Origin of the sequence: Micromonospora sp. URMC 106 (genome assembly GCF_051386395.1) — a bacterium.
Lineage (GTDB): Bacteria > Actinomycetota > Actinomycetes > Mycobacteriales > Micromonosporaceae > Micromonospora.
The window spans coordinates 34,254-54,254 of record NZ_JBPQTP010000018.1 but is presented as its reverse complement, the minus strand read 5'-3'; the positions used below and the strand labels follow the sequence as shown (position 1 = coordinate 54,254).

The 20,001-nt window shown below is 74.0% G+C and carries 20 protein-coding genes; 8 read left to right on the top strand and 12 right to left on the bottom strand.

The window, feature by feature from the left end:
• Nucleotides 1-20 precede the first annotated feature (20 nt).
• Nucleotides 21-689, bottom strand: a complete 669-nt coding sequence (locus tag ACSNOB_RS08970; RefSeq protein ID WP_436686106.1) for a response regulator — start codon at nt 687-689, stop codon at nt 21-23.
• A 16-nt stretch (nt 690-705) separates the two neighbouring features.
• A complete protein-coding gene (locus tag ACSNOB_RS08965) occupies nt 706-1,896 on the bottom strand; it encodes a sensor histidine kinase (protein WP_436686105.1) in 1,191 nt (396 codons plus the stop codon).
• 238 nt (nt 1,897-2,134) lie between these two features.
• Between ACSNOB_RS08965 and ACSNOB_RS08960 the strand changes: the two genes are divergently transcribed.
• Entirely contained in the window at nt 2,135-2,476 is a 342-nt protein-coding gene (locus ACSNOB_RS08960) for a hypothetical protein (protein ID WP_436686104.1), read from the top strand.
• Nucleotides 2,477-2,512: 36 nt separating this feature from the next.
• Nucleotides 2,513-3,439: an NADP-dependent oxidoreductase gene (locus ACSNOB_RS08955; protein WP_436686103.1), complete on the top strand. Its 927-nt coding sequence runs from the start codon at nt 2,513-2,515 to the stop codon at nt 3,437-3,439.
• A 22-nt stretch (nt 3,440-3,461) separates the two neighbouring features.
• Here ACSNOB_RS08955 and ACSNOB_RS08950 read toward each other — a convergent pair whose 3' ends face one another.
• The gene (locus ACSNOB_RS08950) at nt 3,462-4,112 is read right to left on the bottom strand and encodes a hypothetical protein (RefSeq protein ID WP_436686102.1); all 651 of its coding nucleotides are present in this window, start codon (nt 4,110-4,112) and stop codon (nt 3,462-3,464) included.
• A 245-nt stretch (nt 4,113-4,357) separates the two neighbouring features.
• Between ACSNOB_RS08950 and ACSNOB_RS08945 the strand changes: the two genes are divergently transcribed.
• Nucleotides 4,358-4,969, top strand: a complete 612-nt coding sequence (locus ACSNOB_RS08945; RefSeq protein WP_436686101.1) for a copper resistance CopC family protein — start codon at nt 4,358-4,360, stop codon at nt 4,967-4,969.
• Nucleotides 4,970-5,194: 225 nt separating this feature from the next.
• Here ACSNOB_RS08945 and gltX read toward each other — a convergent pair whose 3' ends face one another.
• Genes gltX through ACSNOB_RS08930 form a run of 3 tightly spaced genes read right to left on the bottom strand, consistent with a single transcriptional unit; the run spans nt 5,195 to nt 9,258 of the window.
• Entirely contained in the window at nt 5,195-6,604 is a 1,410-nt protein-coding gene (gene gltX / locus ACSNOB_RS08940; protein WP_436686100.1) for a glutamate--tRNA ligase, read from the bottom strand.
• Between the two features lie 48 nt (nt 6,605-6,652).
• Nucleotides 6,653-7,930, bottom strand: coding sequence for an MFS transporter (locus ACSNOB_RS08935; RefSeq protein ID WP_436686098.1), 1,278 nt, complete (start codon nt 7,928-7,930; stop codon nt 6,653-6,655).
• On the bottom strand, nt 7,927-9,258 hold the full coding sequence (locus ACSNOB_RS08930; RefSeq protein WP_436686097.1) for a GH1 family beta-glucosidase: 1,332 nt from the start codon (nt 9,256-9,258) through the stop codon (nt 7,927-7,929). The genes ACSNOB_RS08935 and ACSNOB_RS08930 overlap by 4 nt, the downstream gene beginning before the upstream one ends.
• 186 nt (nt 9,259-9,444) lie before the next feature.
• Between ACSNOB_RS08930 and ACSNOB_RS08925 the strand changes: the two genes are divergently transcribed.
• Together ACSNOB_RS08925 and ACSNOB_RS08920 are read left to right on the top strand one after the other, a co-directional pair.
• The gene (locus tag ACSNOB_RS08925) at nt 9,445-9,891 is read left to right on the top strand and encodes an SRPBCC family protein (protein ID WP_436686096.1); all 447 of its coding nucleotides are present in this window, start codon (nt 9,445-9,447) and stop codon (nt 9,889-9,891) included.
• 171 nt (nt 9,892-10,062) lie between these two features.
• The gene (locus tag ACSNOB_RS08920; protein ID WP_436686095.1) at nt 10,063-10,815 is read left to right on the top strand and encodes an MBL fold metallo-hydrolase; all 753 of its coding nucleotides are present in this window, start codon (nt 10,063-10,065) and stop codon (nt 10,813-10,815) included.
• Here the strand turns inward: ACSNOB_RS08920 and aceE are convergent.
• Nucleotides 10,775-13,519, bottom strand: coding sequence for a pyruvate dehydrogenase (acetyl-transferring), homodimeric type (gene aceE, locus ACSNOB_RS08915; protein WP_436686094.1), 2,745 nt, complete (start codon nt 13,517-13,519; stop codon nt 10,775-10,777). The two genes, ACSNOB_RS08920 and aceE, sit on opposite strands and share 41 nt — an antisense overlap.
• Nucleotides 13,520-13,723: 204 nt before the next feature.
• Here aceE and ACSNOB_RS08910 point away from each other — a divergent pair, with 204 nt between their 5' ends.
• Nucleotides 13,724-14,122: a hypothetical protein gene (locus ACSNOB_RS08910; protein ID WP_436686093.1), complete on the top strand. Its 399-nt coding sequence runs from the start codon at nt 13,724-13,726 to the stop codon at nt 14,120-14,122.
• Between the two features lie 23 nt (nt 14,123-14,145).
• Entirely contained in the window at nt 14,146-14,550 is a 405-nt protein-coding gene (locus tag ACSNOB_RS08905) for a YjbQ family protein (protein ID WP_436686092.1), read from the top strand.
• A 40-nt stretch (nt 14,551-14,590) separates the two neighbouring features.
• On the opposite strand, the gene ACSNOB_RS08900 is transcribed toward ACSNOB_RS08905, so the two are convergent.
• The 5 genes from ACSNOB_RS08900 to ACSNOB_RS08880 all read right to left on the bottom strand — a co-directional run bounded on the left by ACSNOB_RS08900 (nt 14,591) and on the right by ACSNOB_RS08880 (nt 19,409).
• Nucleotides 14,591-16,270 carry an alkaline phosphatase D family protein gene (locus ACSNOB_RS08900; protein ID WP_436686091.1) on the bottom strand — a complete coding sequence of 560 codons (1,680 nt, stop codon included), beginning with the start codon at nt 16,268-16,270 and terminating at the stop codon, nt 14,591-14,593.
• Nucleotides 16,271-16,394: 124 nt separating this feature from the next.
• On the bottom strand, nt 16,395-17,192 hold the full coding sequence (locus tag ACSNOB_RS08895; protein WP_436686090.1) for an ABC transporter permease subunit: 798 nt from the start codon (nt 17,190-17,192) through the stop codon (nt 16,395-16,397).
• Complete coding sequence (locus ACSNOB_RS08890; RefSeq protein ID WP_393103124.1) at nt 17,179-18,090, bottom strand: ABC transporter ATP-binding protein; 912 nt, start codon at nt 18,088-18,090, stop codon at nt 17,179-17,181. The genes ACSNOB_RS08895 and ACSNOB_RS08890 overlap by 14 nt, the downstream gene beginning before the upstream one ends.
• Nucleotides 18,083-18,562 (bottom strand): GbsR/MarR family transcriptional regulator, encoded by a 480-nt coding sequence (locus ACSNOB_RS08885; RefSeq protein WP_436686089.1) that lies wholly within the window; start codon nt 18,560-18,562, stop codon nt 18,083-18,085. The genes ACSNOB_RS08890 and ACSNOB_RS08885 overlap by 8 nt, the downstream gene beginning before the upstream one ends.
• Nucleotides 18,563-18,821: 259 nt before the next feature.
• Complete coding sequence (locus tag ACSNOB_RS08880) at nt 18,822-19,409, bottom strand: NADPH-dependent FMN reductase (protein WP_393103128.1); 588 nt, start codon at nt 19,407-19,409, stop codon at nt 18,822-18,824.
• 93 nt (nt 19,410-19,502) lie between these two features.
• Between ACSNOB_RS08880 and ACSNOB_RS08875 the strand changes: the two genes are divergently transcribed.
• Nucleotides 19,503-19,985 carry a MarR family winged helix-turn-helix transcriptional regulator gene (locus ACSNOB_RS08875; RefSeq protein WP_436686088.1) on the top strand — a complete coding sequence of 161 codons (483 nt, stop codon included), beginning with the start codon at nt 19,503-19,505 and terminating at the stop codon, nt 19,983-19,985.
• The last annotated feature ends 16 nt before the right edge of the window (nt 19,986-20,001 follow it).

Below are 20,001 nucleotides of genomic sequence, written 5' to 3'. Positions count from 1 at the left end.
TCACGCCGGGCGGGGTCGGATCAGGCGGGCGGGGGAGCGGGCAGCCCCAGCTCCTGGGCCAGGATGGCGGCCTGCACCCGGCTGCGCAGGTCGAGCTTGGCGAGGATCCGGCTGACGTGCGTCTTGGTGGTGCTCTCCGCCATCGCCAGCCGGTCGGCGATCTGCTGGTTGGACAGCCCGAGCCCGAGACAGGCCAGCACGTCGCGCTCGCGGGGGGTCAGCGCCGCCACCGCCGCCCGGGTCACCCCGGAGGCGGCCGGCGCGGTCGCCGCGAACGCGGTGATCAGGCGGCGGGTGACCGCCGGGGCGATGAACCCCTCGCCCCGGGCCACCGTCCGCACCGCCGCCACCAGCCCCTCGGCGTCGGTGTCCTTCAGCACGAAGCCGGCCGCGCCGGCCCGCAGTGCCCCGAAGACGTATTCGTCGAGGTCGAAGGTGGTGAGCACCAGCACGTCGGCGAGCCGGTCGGCGACGATCTCCCGGGTGGCCGAGATGCCGTCCAGCCGGGGCATCCGCACGTCCATGACCGCCACGTCCGGCCGCAGCTCGCGGCAGAGCCGGACGGCCTCCGCGCCGTCGTCGGCCTCGCCCACCACGGCCACGCCGGGCGCGCCGGCCAGGATCAGCGCCAGCCCCGCCCGCACCGCCGGCTGGTCGTCGGCGAGCAGCACCCGGATCACCTCGGCCATGACACGTCCCGTCGCCTCACGTCGCCTGCCGCGTCGGCAGCTCCACCCGTACCCGCCAGCGGCCCTGTGCCGGGCCGGCGGAGAACCGGCCGTCGAGCAGCACCGCCCGCTCCCGCATCCCGATCAGGCCGGCGCCCGCGCCGGTCGGCGCGCCACCGCCGGTGCCCACCGGGTTCTCCACGCCCACCACCACCCCCGCCGGCTCGTACGCGACCAGCAGGTCGGCCTCGCCGGCGCCGTGCTTGAGCGCGTTGGTCAGCGACTCCTGCACGATGCGGTACGCGGCCAGGTCCACCCCCACCGGCAGGGAGCGGGGCTCGCCGCGCCGGGTCACCCGGACCGCCAGCCCGGCGGCGCGGGCCCGGTCGACCAGCCCGTCCACCTCGCTCAACCGCGCCCGGGTCGACTCGTCCGTCGCGTCGACGACCTCCCCGCCCTCCGCCGGCTCCCGCAGCAGGCCGATCATCTGCCGCATCTCGGCCAGGCCCTGCACGCTGTTCTCCCGGATCACCCGCAGCGCCGACTGGACCTGGGCCCGGTCGAGGCCCGGCACGGAGAGCGCGGCCGTGGCGTGGATGGCCACCGCGCTCAGGTGGTTGGCGATCACGTCGTGCAGCTCCCGGGCCATGCGGGCCCGTTCCGCGCTCACCGCCTGCCGCCGGTCCAGCTCCACCAGCCGCGCGGTCTGCTCGGCCCGGGCCCGCTCGGCCGCCGCCTGGTCCCGGTACTGCCGCACGCTGATCCCGGTCAGCACCGGCAGCACCCCGGCCAGCACCACCGGCGCCCCGAAACCGACGCCCCGCCAGTCACCGGTCAGCAGCATCCCCGCCGCCGTGCCGAGCACGCTCAGCCCGACCATGACCCGCAGCAGCCACCGCCAGGTCCGCGCCGAACCGAACACGCACGCGTCGTAGAGCACCTGCGTGTAGACGAGCACGGTGGCCAGCGAGCCGCCCATCGCGAGGTCGGCGACCACCGCCACCGTGCCGAGCGCCAGGCTGGTCCGGGTGGCCACCCGGCGCAGGCCCACCGCCACGCAGGTCGCCGCGAGCGGCAGCAGGAACAGCGGCTCGGGCGCCCCCGGCTGCCAGGACAGCTGCGGCTGCGTGCCCAGGCCGTACATCACCACGCCGCCGGCCAGGGACGCGGCGGCGAGCAGCAGGTCCCGGCCGGCGGTGCCGGGCCCGAGCCACGTCGGCGCTCGCATGGCCCCGATCCCACCACACCCGCCGGTGGCCGGGCTCCGACCCGTGGATGACCCCGGCCCGCCCCACCCCCGCCGAAAGATGTACGCCGCCCCGCTCCGCCGGCCCGGGTGACGATCTTGTCGCGCCGGGCGTGGCGCCGACCCCGGGTCCGGCTGCACGGCCCGTCGGTGCCGGCCAGTACGGTGGCAGGGCACGTCGGGGCGACCCCGGCGGGCGTGGCGAGCGTGAGGAGACCGGATGGCGCACGGGGAGGCCGAGCACGGCTGCGCCCAGGGTGAGCCCTGCCGGACGGGCCACCACGAGCAGCAGGCGGCCGCCAAGCACCACCGTCGACTGCCCGGCGGGTTCCCGGCGCACGCGCCGGAGCCCTCCGGTCGCGTGCCGGAGCGCGCCGACGAGGACGTCCCGGTGCCCCGGCAGCGCGCCGCCGAGGAGGCCCTGCCCGGCGAGGCCGAGCCGGCGGAGACGCAGGGCTGCCGCAGCGACCTGCCCGGCTGGGCCGGCGCGCACCGGCACGGCCCGGTCCGCCCCCGGCAGCGTGCCGTCCGCCGGGAGCGACCGCCACGCCGCTGGTGCTGACCACGGGCGCGCCCTCGGGCCGCTAGCGTGGTCGGTGTGAAGGCGATCGCGATCGACGCGTACGGCCCGGCCGACCTGCTGACTCTCCGGGATCTTCCCACCCCGCCCGTCGGCCCGGACACGGTCCTGGTGCGGGTCCGGGCGGCCGGGGTCAACCCGGTCGACTGGAAGGTGCGCGAGGGGCACCTGGCCGGCGCCTTCCCGAGCCACTTCCCGCTCGTCCCCGGCTGGGACGCCGCCGGGGTGGTGGCGGCGGTCGGCCCGGCGGTGAGCGGGTTCGTGGTGGGCGACGAGGTCATCGGCTACGTCCGGCGCGACCACATCCAGCACGGCACGTACGCCGAGTTCGTGCCGGCGCCGGAGCGGGCGCTGGCGGACAAGCCGGTGCAGGCGTCCTGGGCGGAGGCGGGCGGCCTGCCGCTGGCCGGGCTCACCGCGTACCAGGCGCTCCAGTTGGCCCGCACGGGCGCCGGCGACACGGTGCTGGTGCACGGCGCGTCCGGCGGGGTGGGCCACCTCGCCGTCCAGATCGCCCGCGCGCTCGGCGCCGACCGCGTGATCGGCACCGCCGGCCCGGACAACCACGACTTCGTCCGCGCCCTGGGCGCCGAGCCGGTCGCGTACGGCGACGGCCTGGCCGACCGCGTCCGCGCACTCGCGCCGCACGGGATCGACGTCGCGCTCGACCTCTTCGGCGGCGAGTCGCTCGACGTCTCGGCCGAGCTGCTGACCCGGCCCGCCCGGCTGATCTCCACAGCCGACCCCGAGCACGTCTCCCGGCTGGGCGGCAGCTACGTGTTCGTCAAGCCGTCGACGGCGGACCTGAGCGTGCTCGGCGGGCTGGTCGACGCCGGGCGGCTGACCGTCCACGTGGCACGGACGTTCCCGCTGGCGCAGGCCGCCGACGCGCACCGCCTGGTGGCGGCGGGGCACGTGCGCGGCAAGGTCGTCCTGGAGATCTGACCGGGCGGTCCCGGACGGCCCGTCAGCGGGTGCGGCGGCGGACCAGCAGCGCGATCCCGGCGAGACCGGACGTGATCACCAGCACCACCGCCACGTTGAGCAGCAGCAGCCGCTGCAGCTCGCCGAGGGCCTCGTCGATGTCCTTCGCCGGGTTGAGCGCGTCCTCCGGGATGACCCGCTCGCCGCCGCCGACGCCGCCGCTGACCGTGTCGAACTGCCGCTCCAGCGGCACGCCCGCGGTGCGGAGCGTCTCGGACATGGTGAGCCGGCCGAGGAACCACCCGGCCGCGGTCCTGCGGGCGTCCGGCTGCTTGGCCGGCCGGTAGACCCGCGGCCCGCCGACCGCCTTCGGGTAGAGGTCGTACGTCTGCTTCGGGACGTCCCCGGCGAACACCACGACCGTGTACTTCGGACCGAGGTCGGCCGCCTTCGGTCCGCTGGCCTGCCCGGTGCGGCCGAGGAAGTTGACCTGGTCGATGATCGCCAGCACGTGGGCCGGATGGGCGTCGGCGCGCAACCGCAGCGGCTCGGCCAGCCCTTCGCCGGTGATCTCCACACCCGCCGGCGGCGGCTTCGGCGCCGCCTTCGCCGCTGTCGTGAGGCCGAGCGACAGGACCGTCGCCGCGAGCCCGCCCGTCAGCACCGCGACCAGTCGCCGCATCGTCCGGACCATCGCCGCCTCCTCGCCCCGTTCGATGGATGGCTTTGCTGCAGGTCACGCGTTGATTGGCCGACGGAGTGACCGAACCCGCACACCGGGTGCCACTCTCAAGACTCCGCAGAACGTCGATCGGTTGCAGCTCGTGGAACAGTAATTGGAACTATCTGCGATCCCGGCCCGACTAATGAGCGGCAGCCGTTGATCAGCGGGCGGATCGTACCTTTACGGAGGGGTTCATGGGGGGCAGGGTCCCACGCGTGGCGCGTACCTGGCCAGTGGTGGTCGGCGTGGCGCTCGGTGTGTCGTTGGCGCTGCCGGCCGCGCCGGCCGCCGCGCACAACTCGCTGACCGGCAGCGATCCGCGCAACGGCGCCCGAGTGGCCCAGGCGCCGGCCCGGATCGAGCTCCGGTTCCTGGCGAAGCCGGATCCGGGCACGACGAAGATCACAGTCACCGGGCCGGACAACGTGGTCGCGCTCGGCGGCGCGCCGACCTTCTCCGGCTCCCGGGTGAGCGTCCCGTTCAAGCCGGGCCGGGCGGGGCTGTACGTCGTCGGCTACCGGTTGGCGTCCAGCGACGGGCACCCGGTCTCCGGCGAGGTGCGGTTCACCCTGACCACCGGCACCCCCGCCGAACCGCCCCCGTCGACCGGTCCGACCACGCCGCCGCCGTCGCCGTCCGGCTCCGTCGGGCCCACCTCCGCCGCGCCCGCGCCGACGGGCGGTGGCACGACGGCGGCCGCGGTCCCGGCGGCCGGGCGGAGCGAGGGCTCGGCCGGGCGGGGCTGGCTGTGGGCGCTCGGTGGCGTGGTGGCCCTGGCCGCCCTCGCGGCGGGCCTGCTGCTCCGCCGCCGCTCCGCCCGGCGCTGACCGGCGCGCCCGGCCCGGCCGGGGGCGGGCGGCCGAGCCCGGCCGCGCCGGCCCGGCTCGGTCCGTGACGGAGCGAGCCCCGGTCCGGTCAGCCGGCGGGGTCGATGCGCCCGGCCCGGTCAAGCCAGCGGGGTCGATGCGCCCGGCCCGGTCAAGCCGGCGGGGCGGGCGCCCGGACCGGTCGGGCCGATCCGGGCGCCGCCGGATCGTCCCACCCGATCCTGCTCAGACCAGCCGGACCCGGGCGGCGCGCAGCCGGCTGAGCGTGCGCTCGCGACCGAGCACCTCCAGCGACTCGAACAGCGGCAGGCCGACGGTGCGGCCGGTGACCGCGACGCGGACCGGCGCCTGGGCCTTGCCGAGCTTGAGGCCGCGCTCGGCGCCGACCGCCTCCAGCGTCGACTTCAGCGTCTCCGCGTCCCAGGACTCCAGCGCCTCGAACGCCGCCGTGGCGGCGTCCAGCAGCTCCGCCGAGCCCTCCTTCATCGCCTTGGCCCAGGCGGCCTCGTCGATCAGCGGCGAGGCGAGGAAGAGGAAGTCGACGTTCGGCACGATCTCGCTGAGCACCGCGATGCGGGTCTGCGCCAGCGGGGCCACGGCCGCGAAGGCGTCCGCGTCGAACTCCTCCGGCTGCCACGGCGGCGGGGCGATCGTGCCGGTGCCGGTCAGCCACGGCCGGCAGACCTCGACGAACTCCTCCACCGGCAGCGCCCGGATGTACTCGCCGTTGAACGCGCGCAGCTTCTTCTCGTCGAAGAACGCCGGCGAGGGGTTGACCTCGGCCAGCCGGAACTCCTCCTCGATCACCGACCACGGCACGATCTCCCGGTCGCCCGAGGGCGCCCAGCCGAGCAGCATCAGGTAGTTGCGCATCGCCGCGGCGAGGTAGCCCTCGTCCCGGTACGCCTCCAGGGCGACCTTGTCGCGGCGCTTGGAGAGCTTCTGCCGCTTCTCGTTGACCACCACCGGCACGTGCGCCCAGACGGGCGGCTTGACCCCGAGGGCGTCCCACAGCAGCTGCTGCTTGGGGGTGTTGGGCAGGTGCTCCTCGGCCCGGATCACGTGGGTGATCCCCATGGTCATGTCGTCGACCACGTTGGCCAGCAGGAAGACCGGCGAGCCGTCGCCCCGGGCGATGACGAAGTCCTCGATCAGCTTGTTCTCGAAGGTCGGCTCGCCGCGGATCAGGTCGACGACCACGGTCTCGCCCTCGTCCGGCGTGCGGAAGCGCAGGGCGCGGCCCTCGCCGGGCTCCAGGCCCCGGTCCCGGCAGAAGCCGTCGTAGCCCTGGTACTGCGAGCCGGTGCGGGCCTGCACGGCCTCCCGGGTGCAGTCGCAGTAGTACGCCCGGCCGGACTCGTGCAGCCGCGCGGCGGCGGCGCGGTGCTCGCCGGCGTACTGCGACTGGAAGTGCGGGCCCTCGTAGCTGCCGCGTTCGATGCCGATCCAGTCGAGCGCCGAGAGGATGCCCTCGGTCCACTCCGGCTTGTTGCGCGCCGCGTCGGTGTCCTCGATGCGGAGCACGAACACCCCGCCCTGCTGCTTGGCGTAGATCCAGTTCTGCAGCGCCGAGCGGGCGCCGCCGACGTGGAACATACCGGTCGGGGAAGGGGCGAAGCGTACACGTACCGTCACGCCTCCAGCCTACGGCGGCCCGCGACCGGATTCCGCCAGGGGTGCGGCTCAGGGCACCGAGCGGATCTTCAGCACCAGGACGCTGCCGAGCACGGTGACCGCCGCGGTGACCGCGTAGAGCGCGGGATAGCCGCCCAGGTGCACCACGAGCGGGGCGGAGAGGGCCGGCCCGAGCACCTGCGGGGCGGAGTTGGCGATGTTGATGACGCCGAGGTCCTTCGCCCGGTCCGCCGCGGCCGGCAGCACCTGGGTGATCAGCGCGGCGTCGACCGACAGGTAGACCCCGTAGCCGGCGCCGAGCAGGAGCGCGGCGGCCACGGCCACCGGCCAGAGCGGCGCGACGGCGAGCAGCAGCGCGGCGACCGCCATGATCCCGCCGGCGGTGATCACGAAGACCTTCCGCCGGCCGGTGCGGTCCGACAGCCGCCCGGCCACCACGGCGGTGCCCGCCAGGCCGGCCGTGTAGAGCAGGATCAGCACCAGCAGGCCGCCCTCGGGGTCGGCGTGGCGCACCTCGTCGGTGAGGAAGTAGAGCAGGTAGAGCGTGCCGAGCGCGTTGCCGAGCTGGACCAGGAACCGGGTGATCCAGGCCCAGCCGAAGTCGGGGTGGCGGCGCGGCGACACCCACATCGAGGCGAGCAGGGCGCGCGGCCGCAGCGCCGGCCGGTGCACCCGGGGCAGCGGGTCGTCGGCGGTGAGCAGCGCGAACGGCAGGGCCAGCAGCAGCACCGCCAGCGCCACCGTGGCGTAGCCGGCGGCGGTGCCGCGCACCACGGCGGTCACCAGCACCACGCCGAGCACGAGCCCCAGGGCCTGGGGGATGCCGACCCAGCCGGAGACGCCGCCCCGCTGGGCGACCGGCACCCGGTCCGGCACGGCGGCGGTGAGGCTGGCCAGCATCGCGTTGAAGCAGACCTGTGCGGCGACCCAGCCGAGCGCGACCCCGGCGACGCTCCGCTGCTGCGCCAGCAGCACCAGGGCCGCCGCGCCGAGCACCGCCCCGCCCGCGGTCCAGACGTGCCGCCGGCCGAACTCCCGCCCGCCCAGCCGCGGGCAGGTCCGGTCCGACAGCGCCCCGGCCAGGGGATTGGCGAGCACCGCGGCGAGCGCGCCGAGGCCGGTGACCACGGCGAGCATGGCCTCCTTGTCGGCCGGCGCGATCCGCTCCACCTGCTGCGGCAGCAGCACCTGGATCGGCGTGAAGAACGCCATCCACACCCCGAGGTTCGCGGCGAAGACCAGCGCGATCCAGCTCCGCCGGACCGGCACGGTCGGTTCGGCGAGCGCCGCCGGCAGCGACGCGGGCGTCGGGTCGACGGTGGTCACGACCGGTTGATTAGGTCACGGAACCAGGCGTACGAGGACTTGGGGGTACGGGTTTGCGTGTCGAAGTCGACGTGCACCAGGCCGAAGCGCTTGGTGAAGCCCTCGGCCCACTCCCAGTTGTCCAGCAGCGACCAGACGAAGTAGCCGGTCACGTCCACCCCGTCGTCGATGGCGGCGCGCACGGCGCGCAGGTGCCCGTCGAGGTAGGCGACGCGCTCCGGGTCGTGCACCCGGCCGTCGGCGTCGGGCACGTCGTCGTACGCGCAGCCGCTCTCGGTGACCTGGATCGGCGGCAGGTCGTCGCCGTACGTGCGGCGCAGCCAGCCGAGCAGCTCCCGCAGCCCGTCCGGGGCGACCGGCCAGTCGAAGGCGGTGCGCGGGTATCCCTCCAGCGGCACCAGCTCGAACGGCAGGGGCGAGCCCTCCGCCGGGGCGCGTACGCCGGTCGGGTTGTAGTAGTTGACCCCCAGCACGTCGATCGGGGCGGCGACGAGGTCCAGGTCGCCGGCGCGCACCACGGCCTCGTCGAAGCCGAGCCCGGCGGGGTAGCCCCGGCCGAGCAGCGGATCGGTGAAGAGCCGGTTGTGCAGCGCCTCGTACGCCGCGCCCGCCGCCCGGTCGGCGTCGGTGTCCCCCGCGAGCCGCACGGGCGAGTAGTTGTTCGCGATCGCGACCGGGCTCGTGCCGCGCGCCCGCAGCGCGGCGACGGCGAGGCCGTGGCCGAGGAGCTGGTGGTGGGCGACCGGGAAGGCGTCGAAGAGCAGCGTCCGGCCGGGGGCGTGCTCGCCCGTGGCGTGGCCGAGGCTCATGTGGATGAACGGCTCGTTCAGGGTGATCCAGAGCTTGACCCGGTCGCCGAGGCGGGCCGCGGTGGCGTCGGCGTACTCGGCGAAGCGGTGGGCGGTGTCCCGGTTCAGCCAGCCGCCGGCGTCCTCGAGGGGCTGGGGCAGGTCCCAGTGGAAGAGGGTGGCGACCGGGTCGACTCCGTGGGCGAGCAGGTCGTCTACCAGCCGGTCGTAGAAGTCCAGCCCGGCGGCGTTGACCGGACCGTCGCCGGTGGGCCGCACCCTCGGCCAGGCGATCGAGAAGCGGTACGCCGAGACGCCCAGCCCGGCCAGCAGCGCGACGTCCTCGGCGTGTCGGTGGTAGTGGTCGCAGGCCACGTCGCCGGTGCTGCCGTCGGCGATCCGGCCGGGGGCGTGGGCGAAGGTGTCCCAGATGGACGGTCCACGCCCGTCGGCGTCGGTGCCGCCCTCGATCTGGTAGGCGGAGGTGGACACTCCCCAGCGGAATCCGGCGGGGAACTCGGGCATCGCTGCGGTCGACATGCGCCCTCCCGGCGTACGCGAATCGTGCTCGCGACTCTAGGGGTCGGTGGGGCGATGCGCCATAGGCCGTACGACGCCGCGGCGCAATGGATTTCGGCGTGTCTTTTCCAAACCCGTCCTGGTACGTCCGAATTTGCGCATAGAGTGCCGATATCGTGGGATGTCCTCACTGGAGGAAAGACGGAAATGATCCTCGTGGAACGCAGTGCGCACGTGATGGCGCCAGTGGAAGCGGTCTGGGACGTCGTGCAGCGGGCCGAGCAGTTGCCGGCCTGGCTGGCGGGGGTCCGTGCGGCCGAGGTGCTCTCGGGAGAGGGCTTCGGGCGCCGACAACTGGTCCAGGCCGGACGTGGCGCGGCGCATGAGGCCGAGGTGATCGCCTACCAGGAGCCGACCCTGATCGGTTGGCGCGAACGCGCGAAGGGCGCCGGTGCCCGGGCGGAGGCGCGCACCGAGATCTACGTCCAGCTCACCGCGGACGAGGGGGAGGGCGGGACGATCGTGCGGCTCATCGTCGTGCGCTGGCCCGCCGGTCCGGTGAAGGCCGCCCTGCTCCGCCTCGGCCTGCGCAGGGTCGGCGCCGACCTGGAGGACTCGCTCGCCCGGCTGACCGACCTGGCCGCCGTCGGCTGACCGGGCCGGTCCTGGCGTCGCCCGCGCGACGGTGGTGGCCCGGTGTCCCCGCCAGGGACTCCGGGCCACCACCGACTCGCCGCCGCACGCCGGCTCACCGCCGGGGTGCCAGCGTTCTGCCGTCGGCAGACGATCGTCGAGGTCGCCTCCCGTGTTCCCTACGCTGCTTCGATGAGCAGTGAACGACTCCGTCGCCGCCTGTACCGACTCATGCTCGGCCGCTACCAGGCGTACCTCTGGACCGGCGAGGACGGCGTGACCCTGGTCGATGCCGGCCCCGCCGGGTCCGGGCCGGCGATCGAGGCGGCCCTGCGCGGCCTCGGCCTCGCCCCGACCGACCTGCGCCGCCTGGTCCTCACCCACTTCCACGACGACCACGCCGGCGCGGCGGCGGAGGTGGCCGCGTGGGGTGACGTGGAGGTCGTCGCGCACAGACAGGACGCGCCGGTGCTGCGCGGCGAGCGGCCCGGCCCGCCGCCGAACTTCACCGAATTCGAACGCGGCCTGCACGCTCAGGTCGCCGCCGGACTCCCGCCGGCCCCGCCAGTGCGGGTGGACCGGGAGGTCTCCGACGGTGACGTACTGGACTTCGGCGACGGCGCGCAGGTGCTCGCCGTGCCCGGGCACACCGATGGCAGCATCGCGTTGTACCTGCCCCGCCACCGCGTCCTGTTCACCGGCGACGTGGCCGCCGAGTACGGCGGTGAGGTCATCTTCGGCGTGTTCCACCTCGACCGGGCCCGCACCGCCGCGGCGTTTCGTCGGCTCGCCGCGCTCGACTCCGACGTGGCCTGCTTCGGGCACGGCGAGCCGGTGCTGTCCGGCGCCGGGGACCGGCTACGGGCCACCGCCGACACCCTCGCCGTTGCGTCCCGGACGCGACCTAGCTGTCGCCGCCGGTCTCGCCGACCGGGGCGGCGTTGACGTCCTCGATGGCGTACTTCTTGGCCGCCTCGGCGGGGACGTTCGCCGGCACCGCGCCGCGCAGGGCGAGCTGCCGCAGCGTCGCGACCACCACCGACTCGGCGTCGACGTGGAAGTGCCGGCGCAGGGCGTGCCGGGTGTCGGACATGCCGAACCCGTCCGTGCCGAGCGAGGTGTAGTCCCCGGGCACCCAGCGGGCGATCAGGTCCGGCACCGCGCGCATCCAGTCGCTGACCGCGACCTTCGGCCCGTCGGCGTCGGCCAGCTTCCGCTGGATGTACGGCACCCGCTGCTCCGCGCCCGGGTTGAGCAGGTTGTGCTCCTCGCACTCCACCGCGTCGCGGCGCAGCTCGGTCCACGAGGTCACCGACCAGACGTCGGCCGCCACGCCCCAGTCCTGGGCCAGCAACTGCTGGGCCTTGAGCGCCCACTGCATGCCGGTGCCCGAGGCGAGCAGGTTGGCCTTCGGGGCGTCGCCGCCCACCGACGGGGCGGGGGAGTAGCGGTAGATGCCCTTGAGCAGCCCTTCGACGTCCACGCCCTCCGGCTCGGCCGGCTGCAGGATCGGCTCGTTGTAGACGGTCAGGTAGTAGAAGACGTTCTCCTGCTTGTCGCCGTACATCCGGTGCAGGCCGTCCTCGAGGATGTGCGCGATCTCGAAGGCGAACGCCGGGTCGTACGCGACCACCGCCGGGTTGGTGGCGGCGATCAGGTGCGAGTGGCCGTCCTCGTGCTGGAGCCCCTCGCCGTTGAGCGTGGTCCGGCCGGCGGTCGCGCCCAGCAGGAAGCCCCGCGCCATCTGGTCGGCGGCGGCCCACAGCCCGTCGGCGGTGCGCTGGAACCCGAACATCGAATAGAAGATGTACATCGGGATCATCGGCTCGTCGTGCGTGGCGTACGAGGAGCCGGCCGCGGTGAACGAGGCGACCGAGCCGGCCTCGTTGATGCCCTCGTGCAGGATCTGCCCGCCGATGGCCTCCTTGTACGACAGGAACAGCTCCCGGTCGACGGCGGTGTAGCGCTGGCCGTGCGGCGAGTAGATCTTCTGCGTCGGGAAGAGCGAGTCCATGCCGAAGGTGCGGGCCTCGTCCGGGATGATCGGCACCCAGCGCTTGCCGAACTCCTTGTCCTTCATCACGTCCTTGAGCAGGCGGACGAAGGCCATGGTGGTGGCCACCTTCTGCTTGCCCGAGCCGCGCTTGACGTCGGCGAAGCGCTCCGGGCCCGGGATGGTCAGCCGCTTGCTGCCCGGCCGGCGCGACGGCAGGTAGCCGCCGAGCTGCTGACGCCGCTCCTTGAGGTAGGCGATCTCGTCGGACTTCTCGCCCGGCGTGTAGTACGGCGGCAGGTAGGGGTTGTCCTCCAGCACCTTGTCCGGGATGTCCAGGAAGAGCCGGTCGCGGAAGGTCTTCAGGTCCTCCAGCGTCAGCTTCTTCATCTGGTGCGTGGCGTTGCGGCCCTCGAAGTGCGAGCCCAGCGTCCAGCCCTTGATCGTCTTGGCCAGGATCACGGTCGGCTGGCCGGTGTGCTCCATCGCCGCCTTGTAGGCCGCGTAGAGCTTGCGGTAGTCGTGCCCGCCCCGCTTGAGGTTCCAGATCTCGTCGTCGCTGAGGTGCTCGACCATCTTGCGGGTCCGCGGGTCGCGGCCGAAGAAGTGCTCCCGGACGTACGCCCCGGACTCCGCCTTGTAGGTCTGGTAGTCGCCGTCGGGCGTGGTGTTCATCAGGTTGACCAGCGCGCCGTCGGTGTCCGCCGCCAGCAGCGGGTCCCACTCACGGCCCCAGACCACCTTGATGACGTTCCAGCCGGCGCCCCGGAAGAACGCCTCCAGCTCCTGCATGACCTTGCCGTTGCCGCGCACCGGCCCGTCGAGCCGCTGGAGGTTGCAGTTGATCACGAAGGTGAGGTTGTCCAGCTCCTCGCGGGCGGCCACGCCGATCGCGCCGAGCGTCTCCGGCTCGTCCATCTCGCCGTCGCCGAGGTACGCCCACACGTGCTGGTCCGAGGTGTCCTTGATGCCCCGGTGGTGCAGGTAACGGTTGAACCGCGCCTGGTAGATCGCGTTGAGCCCGCCCAGCCCCATCGAGACGGTGGGAAACTCCCAGAAGTCCGGCATCAGCCGCGGGTGCGGGTACGACGGCAGGCCGCCGCCCGGGTGGGACAGCTCCTGGCGGAACCCGTCGAGCTGGTGCTCGGTCAGCCGACCCTCGAGGAACGCCCGCGCGTACATGCCGGGGGAGGCGTGGCCCTGGTAGAAGATGTGGTCGCCGCCGCCCGGGTGGTCCTTGCCCCGGAAGAAGTGGTTGAAGCCCACCTCGTAGAGGGAGGCCGAGCTGGCGAAGGTGGAGATGTGCCCGCCGACGCCGATCTCGGGGCGCTGCGCCCGGTGCACCAGCATGGCCGCGTTCCACCGGACGTACGCCCGGATCCGCCGCTCCACGTGCTCGTCACCCGGGAACCACGGCTCGCGCTCCGGCGGGATGGTGTTGATGTAGTCGGTGGTGGTCAGGGACGGCACCCCGACCTGGCGCTCGCGGGCCCGCTCCAGCAGGCGCAGCATGACGTAGCGGGCGCGCTTGTTCCCGCGCTCGTCGATGACACCGTCGAGTGACTCGACCCATTCGCTGGTCTCTTCAGGGTCGATGTCCGGAAGCTGGCTCGGCAGACCAGCGGTGATCACCGGGCGCTTGCGTTCCGTAGCCACAGGCGTTCCCTCGGTTCTGTGTGGGATAGGTCTCTAGCGCCATCCTGCCCCCTGGTGGCATCCCCCGTCACGCCCACCGCCCCGAGACGCGACGCTGAACACAGGTACCCGTCAGTAACTTTCTGCGACCGGTGATCCGGCCAGTCCCCGGTGGGCCGGACGGCGGGCGGACACCCCCTTGCCCCGCCCTTCTAGGCTGCCGCCATGAACAGGCGGATGGCGCTGGTCGGCGCGGCCATGGTGGTGGCCGGATTCGCCGGGATGGCCGGCGGCGGGCTCGGAATGCGCGAGGGGCGTGCCGCCCTCCTCACGATCCTTCTGTCCGGGGCTCTGCTGGCCGTGCTCGGCGGTGCGGTGCTGCGCGGGGCCCGGCAGGCGTCGGCCCGCGACCGGTCACGGAGAGTGGGCGTCGGGTCCGCGCGGGCGGAGGCGGCGACGGTGGGAGTCACCGGGGACGTGGGGGCCGGCTACGGCGGCCGCGACCACGACTCGGACACCGAGCGTTCCGGCTCCCGCTGGTGGAGCGGCGGGGACTCCGGCGGCGGCTGGTCCGGTGGCGGGGACTCCGGCGGTGGCGGCGGTGACTCCGGCGGCGGCTGCTGACCCGCTCGGGCAGAATGCGTCGTATGCGCAGTGAGGTGATCACGGTCCAGACCGGCTCCCGGCCGACCGTCCGGGACATCACGGCCGAGGCCGAGCGGTTCGTCGCCGGGCAGGGCGACGGCCTGCTGCACGTCTTCGTCCCCCACGCCACGGCCGGGCTCGCGCTCATCGAGACCGGCTCCGGCTCCGACGACGACCTGCTCGCCGCGCTGGACGACCTGCTGCCCACCGACGACCGCTGGCGGCACCGGCACGGTTCGCGCGGGCACGGGCGCGACCACGTGCTGCCGGCGTTCGTGCCCCCGTACGCGACGCTGCCCGTGATCGACGGGCGGCTGGCGCTGGGCACCTGGCAGTCGCTCTGCCTGGTCGACCCCAACGGCGACAACCCCACCCGCAGGGTCCGCCTCTCGTTCCTGCCCGGCTGACCGCCCCCGCCCGGGTCGGGGCGGGAGCGGTCGGGCGGGGTCAGGGGCGGACGGTCTCCGCCTCGACCGTCCGGCGGCCCGGGTCGGTCCCCGGGGCGGCGCTTCGCGCGGCGGCCGCCGGCAGCGGATTGTCCGCCGTCAGGTGCAGGCCGGGCACCCGGTCCTCGATCACGAAGGTGGCCCGGGTGTGCGCCGGTGCGCCCGGCCGGCTGACGTACGGCAGCACGTCGAAGTCGGCGGTGAGCCGGCCCGGGGTGATCGTGGTGCGGACGTAGCCGCGCAGGTTGTTCTGGAACCGCAGGTGCGGGTTGAACGCCAGCCAGGGGTGCGAGCCGGTCGCCGAGTCCGCGCCGTCCCCGCCGGACGTGATCGAGGAGCAGACCAGTTCGCTGCCGACCGTCCGGGAGGTCGGGTCGGCGTAGTCCAGCTTCAGGTCGCTGGCCCAGTGCGCGTGCACGTCGCCGGTGAGCACCACCGGGTTGCGCACCCCGGCGGCCAGCCAGCCCCGGGTGATCCGGTCCCGGGAGGCGACGTACCCGTCCCAGGCGTCCATGCTGGTGACGGTCAGCGGCCCGGAGTTGTTGTCCCGCTGGGCGAAGAACACCTGCTGGCCGAGGATGTCCCAGCGGGCGTCGGAGCGGCGGAAGCCGTCCAGCAGCCACGCCTCCTGCTCGGCGCCGGTGATCGACCGGGCCGGGTCGGCGGCCGCCGCGCAGTTGCGGTAGCCGTCGCCGCAGGCCTGGTCGTCGCGGTACTGCCGGGTGTCGAGCATGTGGAAGGTGGCCAGCCGGCCCCAGCGCACCCGCCGGTAGAGCTGCATGTCGACGCCGCGCGGGACCGAGGTCCGTCGCAGCGGCATGTTCTCGTAGTACGCCTGAAACGCCGCCGCCCGCCGCGCGGCGAAGTCCGGGTCCGGCGCCTCGGGCGTCTCGTCGGCCCAGTTGTTCTCCACCTCGTGGTCGTCGAAGACCACCACCCACGGCGCGACGGCGTGCGCGGCCTGCAGGTCCGCGTCGGTCTTGTACTGCGCGTGCCGCTGCCGGTAGTTGGCCAGCGTCCGGGTCTCCGGGCCCTCGTGGTCGCGGGGGTTGCCGCCCGGGACGTTGTACGTGTCCTTCGCGTACTCGTACTGGTAGTCGCCGAGGTGCAGGATCAGCTCCGGCTCGGTCTCGGCCAGCCGGCGGTAGGCGGTGAACCAACCGTGCTCGTACTGGGAGCAGGAGGCGAAGCCCATGGCGAGGGTGGCCGGCAGGCTCCACGGCGCGGGCGCGGTGCGGGTGCGGCCCACCGGCGACAGGTGACCCTCGGCGCGGAAGCGGTAGAAGTACTCCCGGCCGGGCAGCAGCCCGTCCAGTTCGACGTGCACGCTGTGTGCCGACCCCGGCCGGGCCCACGCCACGCCCCGCCGGACGACGTGCCGGAACCGCTCGTCGGCGGCGAGCTGCCACTGCACCGGGACGACCCGGTCGGGCATCCCGCCGAGGCCGTCCTCGGCCAGCGGCTGCGGCGCCAGTCGGGTCCAGAGCACGAAGCCGTCGTGGTCCGGGTCGCCGGAGGCCACCCCGAGGGTGAACGGGTACGGCAGCCGCCGGGTGCCGGCGGACGACGTCGGCGCCGGGCCGAGGGGCTCGGCGCCGGCCGCCGCCGGCAGCGCGGCGACGGCACCGGCGGCGCCGACGGCCGCGCCGGTGAACAGGATGGTGCGTCGGGACAGTGCCACGAAATCCTCCCCAGAGTCCGGTTCTCGCCGACCTGGGGAGCGTCCCGAGCGTGGGTGACCGCCAGATGACGGGAAGGGCCCCTCGCCGCCGCCAACAGCCGAACAAGGGGCCCCTCCGCAGCACTCAGACGGCGAGATCCCGCCGGGTGAACGCGGCGGTGCCGACCGCGACGAGCAGGGCGGTGACGCCGAGCAGCAGCAGCGCGCCGACCGGCTGCACGCCGTCGACCAGCGGCGAGCCCCCCAGGTACCAGTGGAACGGGGAGAGCTCCCGCGCCCAGGTGAGCCCCTCGACCTGGGGGAAGACCGAGTTGGCCAGGTAGCCGAGCACGGCGACGCCGGCCCCGGCGCCGAGCGCGGCGGCCCGCCGGCCGGTGGCCGCCCCGACCGCGAAGGCGAGTGCGGCGAAGGCCAGCCCGAACAGGGCGAGGTGCAGGGTCATCGCGGCGAATCCGTCGGCGCCGATCCCGTCGAACTCGGCGGGTCCGCTCAGCCCCACCATGGCCAGGCCGAGCAGGACGGCGATCGCGACGATGCCGGCCGCCACCGCGGCGAAGCGCAGCAGGGCGAGCCGTGCCCGGCCGACCGGGTGGGCGAGCACCAGGTCCAGCGTGCCGGCCTCCTCGTCGCCGGCCACCGCCCGGGCTCCCGCCGCGATGGCGAAGACGGCGACCAGCAGCGGCACCAGCAGCCCGTAGACGGCGCTGCCGAGGTAGCCGGCGGCGCTGGTCAGGTCGCTGTAGTTGAACGCCTCCAGCACCCCCTCCGGATACGCCTCCAGCGCCTTGGTCATCTCGGGGGTCTGCATCGTCGGCCAGAACGAGGCGTACATCGCGCCGACGGCGACGATCGCCACGGTCCAGCCGATCAGCGACCGGCGCGCGTCGTGCAGCGCCTTGGTGAACGGGTCACGCAGCAGCACGGACGGACTCCTCCCGCGAGTAGTAGCCGAAGAACAACTCCTCCAGGTCGGGCTCCTCGGAGAGCAGCCCGACCACGGTGTGCCCGGCGGCGGCCTTGACCAGCGCGTCGGCCCGCCCGTCCAGCCGGCACCGCAGCGTGGTCCCGGTGACGGCGACCTCGCTGACGCCGGGCAGGGCGGCGAACTCCGCCGCCGTGACCGGGTCCGCGAAGCTGATCTCGACCCGGCGGACGGCCTGTTCGCGCAGCTCCTCGACCCGGGCCACGGTGACCAGCCGGCCCTCGCGGATGATGCCGACCCGGTCGGCGGTCTGCTGCACCTCGCTCATCACGTGCGAGGACATGAAGACCGTCCGCCCGTCGGCCCGCGCCTCCCGGACCATGGCGAGGAACTCCTGCTGGAGGAACGGGTCCAGGCCGCTGGTCGGCTCGTCGAGGACGAGCAGTTCCGGGTCGTGCATGAACGCCTGCACGACGCCGACCTTCTGCCGGTTGCCCTTGCTGAGCCCCTTGATCCGCCGGCCGAGGTCCAGGTCGAGCCGGGCGGCCAGCTCGTCGATCCGGGCCCGCGGCACCCCGCCGCGCAGGTTGCCCAGGTAGGTGAGCAGCTCGCCGGCGGTCTGCCGGCCGTCGACCACGAAGTCGCCGGCCAGGTAGCCGACCCGGCGGCGCAGCGCGACCCCGTCGCGGCGGGGGTCGGCGCCGAGCACGCTGATCCGGCCGCTGGTCGGGCGGATCAGGTCGAGCAGCAGCCGGATCGTGGTGGACTTGCCGGCCCCGTTGGGGCCGAGGAACCCGTACACCTCGCCGCGCTCGACCCGCAGGTCCAGCCCGGTCAGGCCCCGGTTGCGGCCGTACGTCTTGACCAGGTCCGCCGTCTCGATGGCAGCGTCAGCCATCGCCCTCTCCCTTCCCCGTGTACTCGGACTCGAAGCGTTCGACGAGCCTGGGCATCTCGCGTTCGATGAACGCGTAGAAGTCGCGCATCACCCGCAGCCGCTCGCTGCCGGGCGCTTCCTCGCCGCCGATGACGGCGAGCCCCTGCTCCATCAGTTCGCGGAACACCCGGAACTTGGCGGCGTCGGCGGCGATCCGGATGATCGCGTCGGGCCTGACCTCGTACGCGTGGCCCCGATGGCCCGGCGCCGGCACCCGCCGGGCCAGGCCGCTGCTCTCCAGCAGCCGCATGCCGGTGCTGACCGAGCCCTTGGACAGCCCGAGCCCCTCGGCGAGCTGGCTGCTGGTCTGGCCCGGCGGGTCGCAGATCAGCAGCCAGCCGAGCAGCTTCCCGTACGCCGGCGGCAGGCCGAGCCCGCTCAGCACGACGGCGGCGTCCTCGGCGTAGCGGCGCTGGGCGGAGAGTTCCGTCATCAGCTCCTCGTTTCGAACGTTCAGTAAGTTCTGAACGAAGAGTACGCGCGTCGACGGCGGATGGAAAGCCCGGGGAGCGACATCCGCGTTGGCCGGTGGTGCTCGGGGCCGCGCGGTATCCCCGGCCCTGGCCGGTGGTGCCGTGGGCTGGTGGGGAGGTGAGCCCTCGGCGATCGTGGGGTCGGGCGGAGCGACGCCCCGCCGGGGGCACCGGCGCGACCGGCGCCGCCCACCCCACGATCGCCCGGTCGGCCGAGGGTCAGGGGGTGGCGAGGGCGAGTTGGGTCACCCGAACCTTGGTGGCCAGGGCGTCGAGCAGGCCGCGCAGCAGCGTCTCCGTGGTCTCGTCCCGGACGGTGCCGTCGAGAGCGAGCTTCTCGTGCGCGTTCGTCACGATGACCTCCGGCTTGCTGAGCACGGCCGAGTCGGTCCAGAGGAAGAGCTGCCGGAGCTGGAGCTGGGCCCGCACGGTGCCCATGCCGGTCGGCGCCGCGCCCATGATGGCCACCGGCTTGTGCGCCAGGGGCGACACCCACGAGGTGATCGGGAAGCTCGGCCGGGACGCCCAGTCGAGGGCGTTCTTCAGCACGCCCGGCACGCCGTAGTTGTACTCCGGGGTGGCGATCAGCAGCGCGTCCACCGCCGCGATCCGCTCGCGGAGGTCGACCACGGCCGCCGGCGGCTCGGCCTCGATGTCCTCGCTGAACGGCGGGATGGCGCCGAGGCCGTCGTACTGCTCGATGGTCAGCCCTTCGGGGGCGAGGCGCTGCGCGGCCCGGATCAGCGCCGTGTTGAACGACGCGTCGCGCAGGCTGCCCGAGATGGCGAGGACCGAAAGGTCGGACATGTGGATCTCCTCCGTCGGATGCCCACCGCTACTTGCGTGAGCTGCTCAATAGTAGAGCTTATCAACTATTGAACCGCAAGTAGGATGTACGTCATGGCGCAGCGCACTGTTTCCTCCGCCCGGCTCGACCCGGGCGACCGCTCCGGGCTGGCGGGCGACGTGGTGCGCCGGATCATGCACATCGCCTCGGCGATGCGGCACCACCAGGGCCTGGAGATCGGCCAGTTGGGGCTCACCCCCGCGGCCGCCCGGGCCCTGCACGAGCTGGACCCGGACCGACCGCTGCCGGCCCGGGATCTCGCCGAGGTGCTGAACTGCGACCGGTCCAACGTGACCGCCCTGGTCGACAAGCTGGAGCATGCCGGGCTGGTGGAGCGGCGCATCGACCCGGCGGACCGGCGGCAGAAGACGCTGGTGGTGACCGAGGAGGGCCGGCGGGTCCGGGCGAGGGTCCGCGAGGTCATGTCGGACTCCCGACTGCTCGCCGGGCTCACCGACGAGGAGCTGGGCAGCCTGCGCGAGCTGGTGTGGAAGGTCTCCGACGGCGGCTGCCCCGAGTCGTGCGGCGAGGACTGACCCGCCCCGCGTGGTT

Excerpts from the sequence above, each read along its gene's own strand:
- ACSNOB_RS08930 (WP_436686097.1), bottom strand. The coding sequence starts at position 9,258 with ATGTCGACCGCAGCGATGCCCGAGTTCCCCGCCGGATTCCGCTGGGGA.
- ACSNOB_RS08875 (WP_436686088.1), top strand. The coding sequence starts at position 19,503 with ATGGCGCAGCGCACTGTTTCCTCCGCCCGGCTCGACCCGGGCGACCGC.
- ACSNOB_RS08885 (WP_436686089.1), bottom strand. The coding sequence starts at position 18,562 with ATGACGGAACTCTCCGCCCAGCGCCGCTACGCCGAGGACGCCGCCGTC.
- ACSNOB_RS08920 (WP_436686095.1), top strand. The coding sequence starts at position 10,063 with ATGAGCAGTGAACGACTCCGTCGCCGCCTGTACCGACTCATGCTCGGC.
- ACSNOB_RS08950 (WP_436686102.1), bottom strand. The coding sequence starts at position 4,112 with ATGGTCCGGACGATGCGGCGACTGGTCGCGGTGCTGACGGGCGGGCTC.
- ACSNOB_RS08965 (WP_436686105.1), bottom strand. The coding sequence starts at position 1,896 with ATGCGAGCGCCGACGTGGCTCGGGCCCGGCACCGCCGGCCGGGACCTG.
- ACSNOB_RS08960 (WP_436686104.1), top strand. The coding sequence starts at position 2,135 with ATGGCGCACGGGGAGGCCGAGCACGGCTGCGCCCAGGGTGAGCCCTGC.
- ACSNOB_RS08905 (WP_436686092.1), top strand. The coding sequence starts at position 14,146 with ATGCGCAGTGAGGTGATCACGGTCCAGACCGGCTCCCGGCCGACCGTC.
- ACSNOB_RS08880 (WP_393103128.1), bottom strand. The coding sequence starts at position 19,409 with ATGTCCGACCTTTCGGTCCTCGCCATCTCGGGCAGCCTGCGCGACGCG.
- ACSNOB_RS08970 (WP_436686106.1), bottom strand. The coding sequence starts at position 689 with ATGGCCGAGGTGATCCGGGTGCTGCTCGCCGACGACCAGCCGGCGGTG.
- ACSNOB_RS08890 (WP_393103124.1), bottom strand. The coding sequence starts at position 18,090 with ATGGCTGACGCTGCCATCGAGACGGCGGACCTGGTCAAGACGTACGGC.
- ACSNOB_RS08910 (WP_436686093.1), top strand. The coding sequence starts at position 13,724 with ATGAACAGGCGGATGGCGCTGGTCGGCGCGGCCATGGTGGTGGCCGGA.
- ACSNOB_RS08925 (WP_436686096.1), top strand. The coding sequence starts at position 9,445 with ATGATCCTCGTGGAACGCAGTGCGCACGTGATGGCGCCAGTGGAAGCG.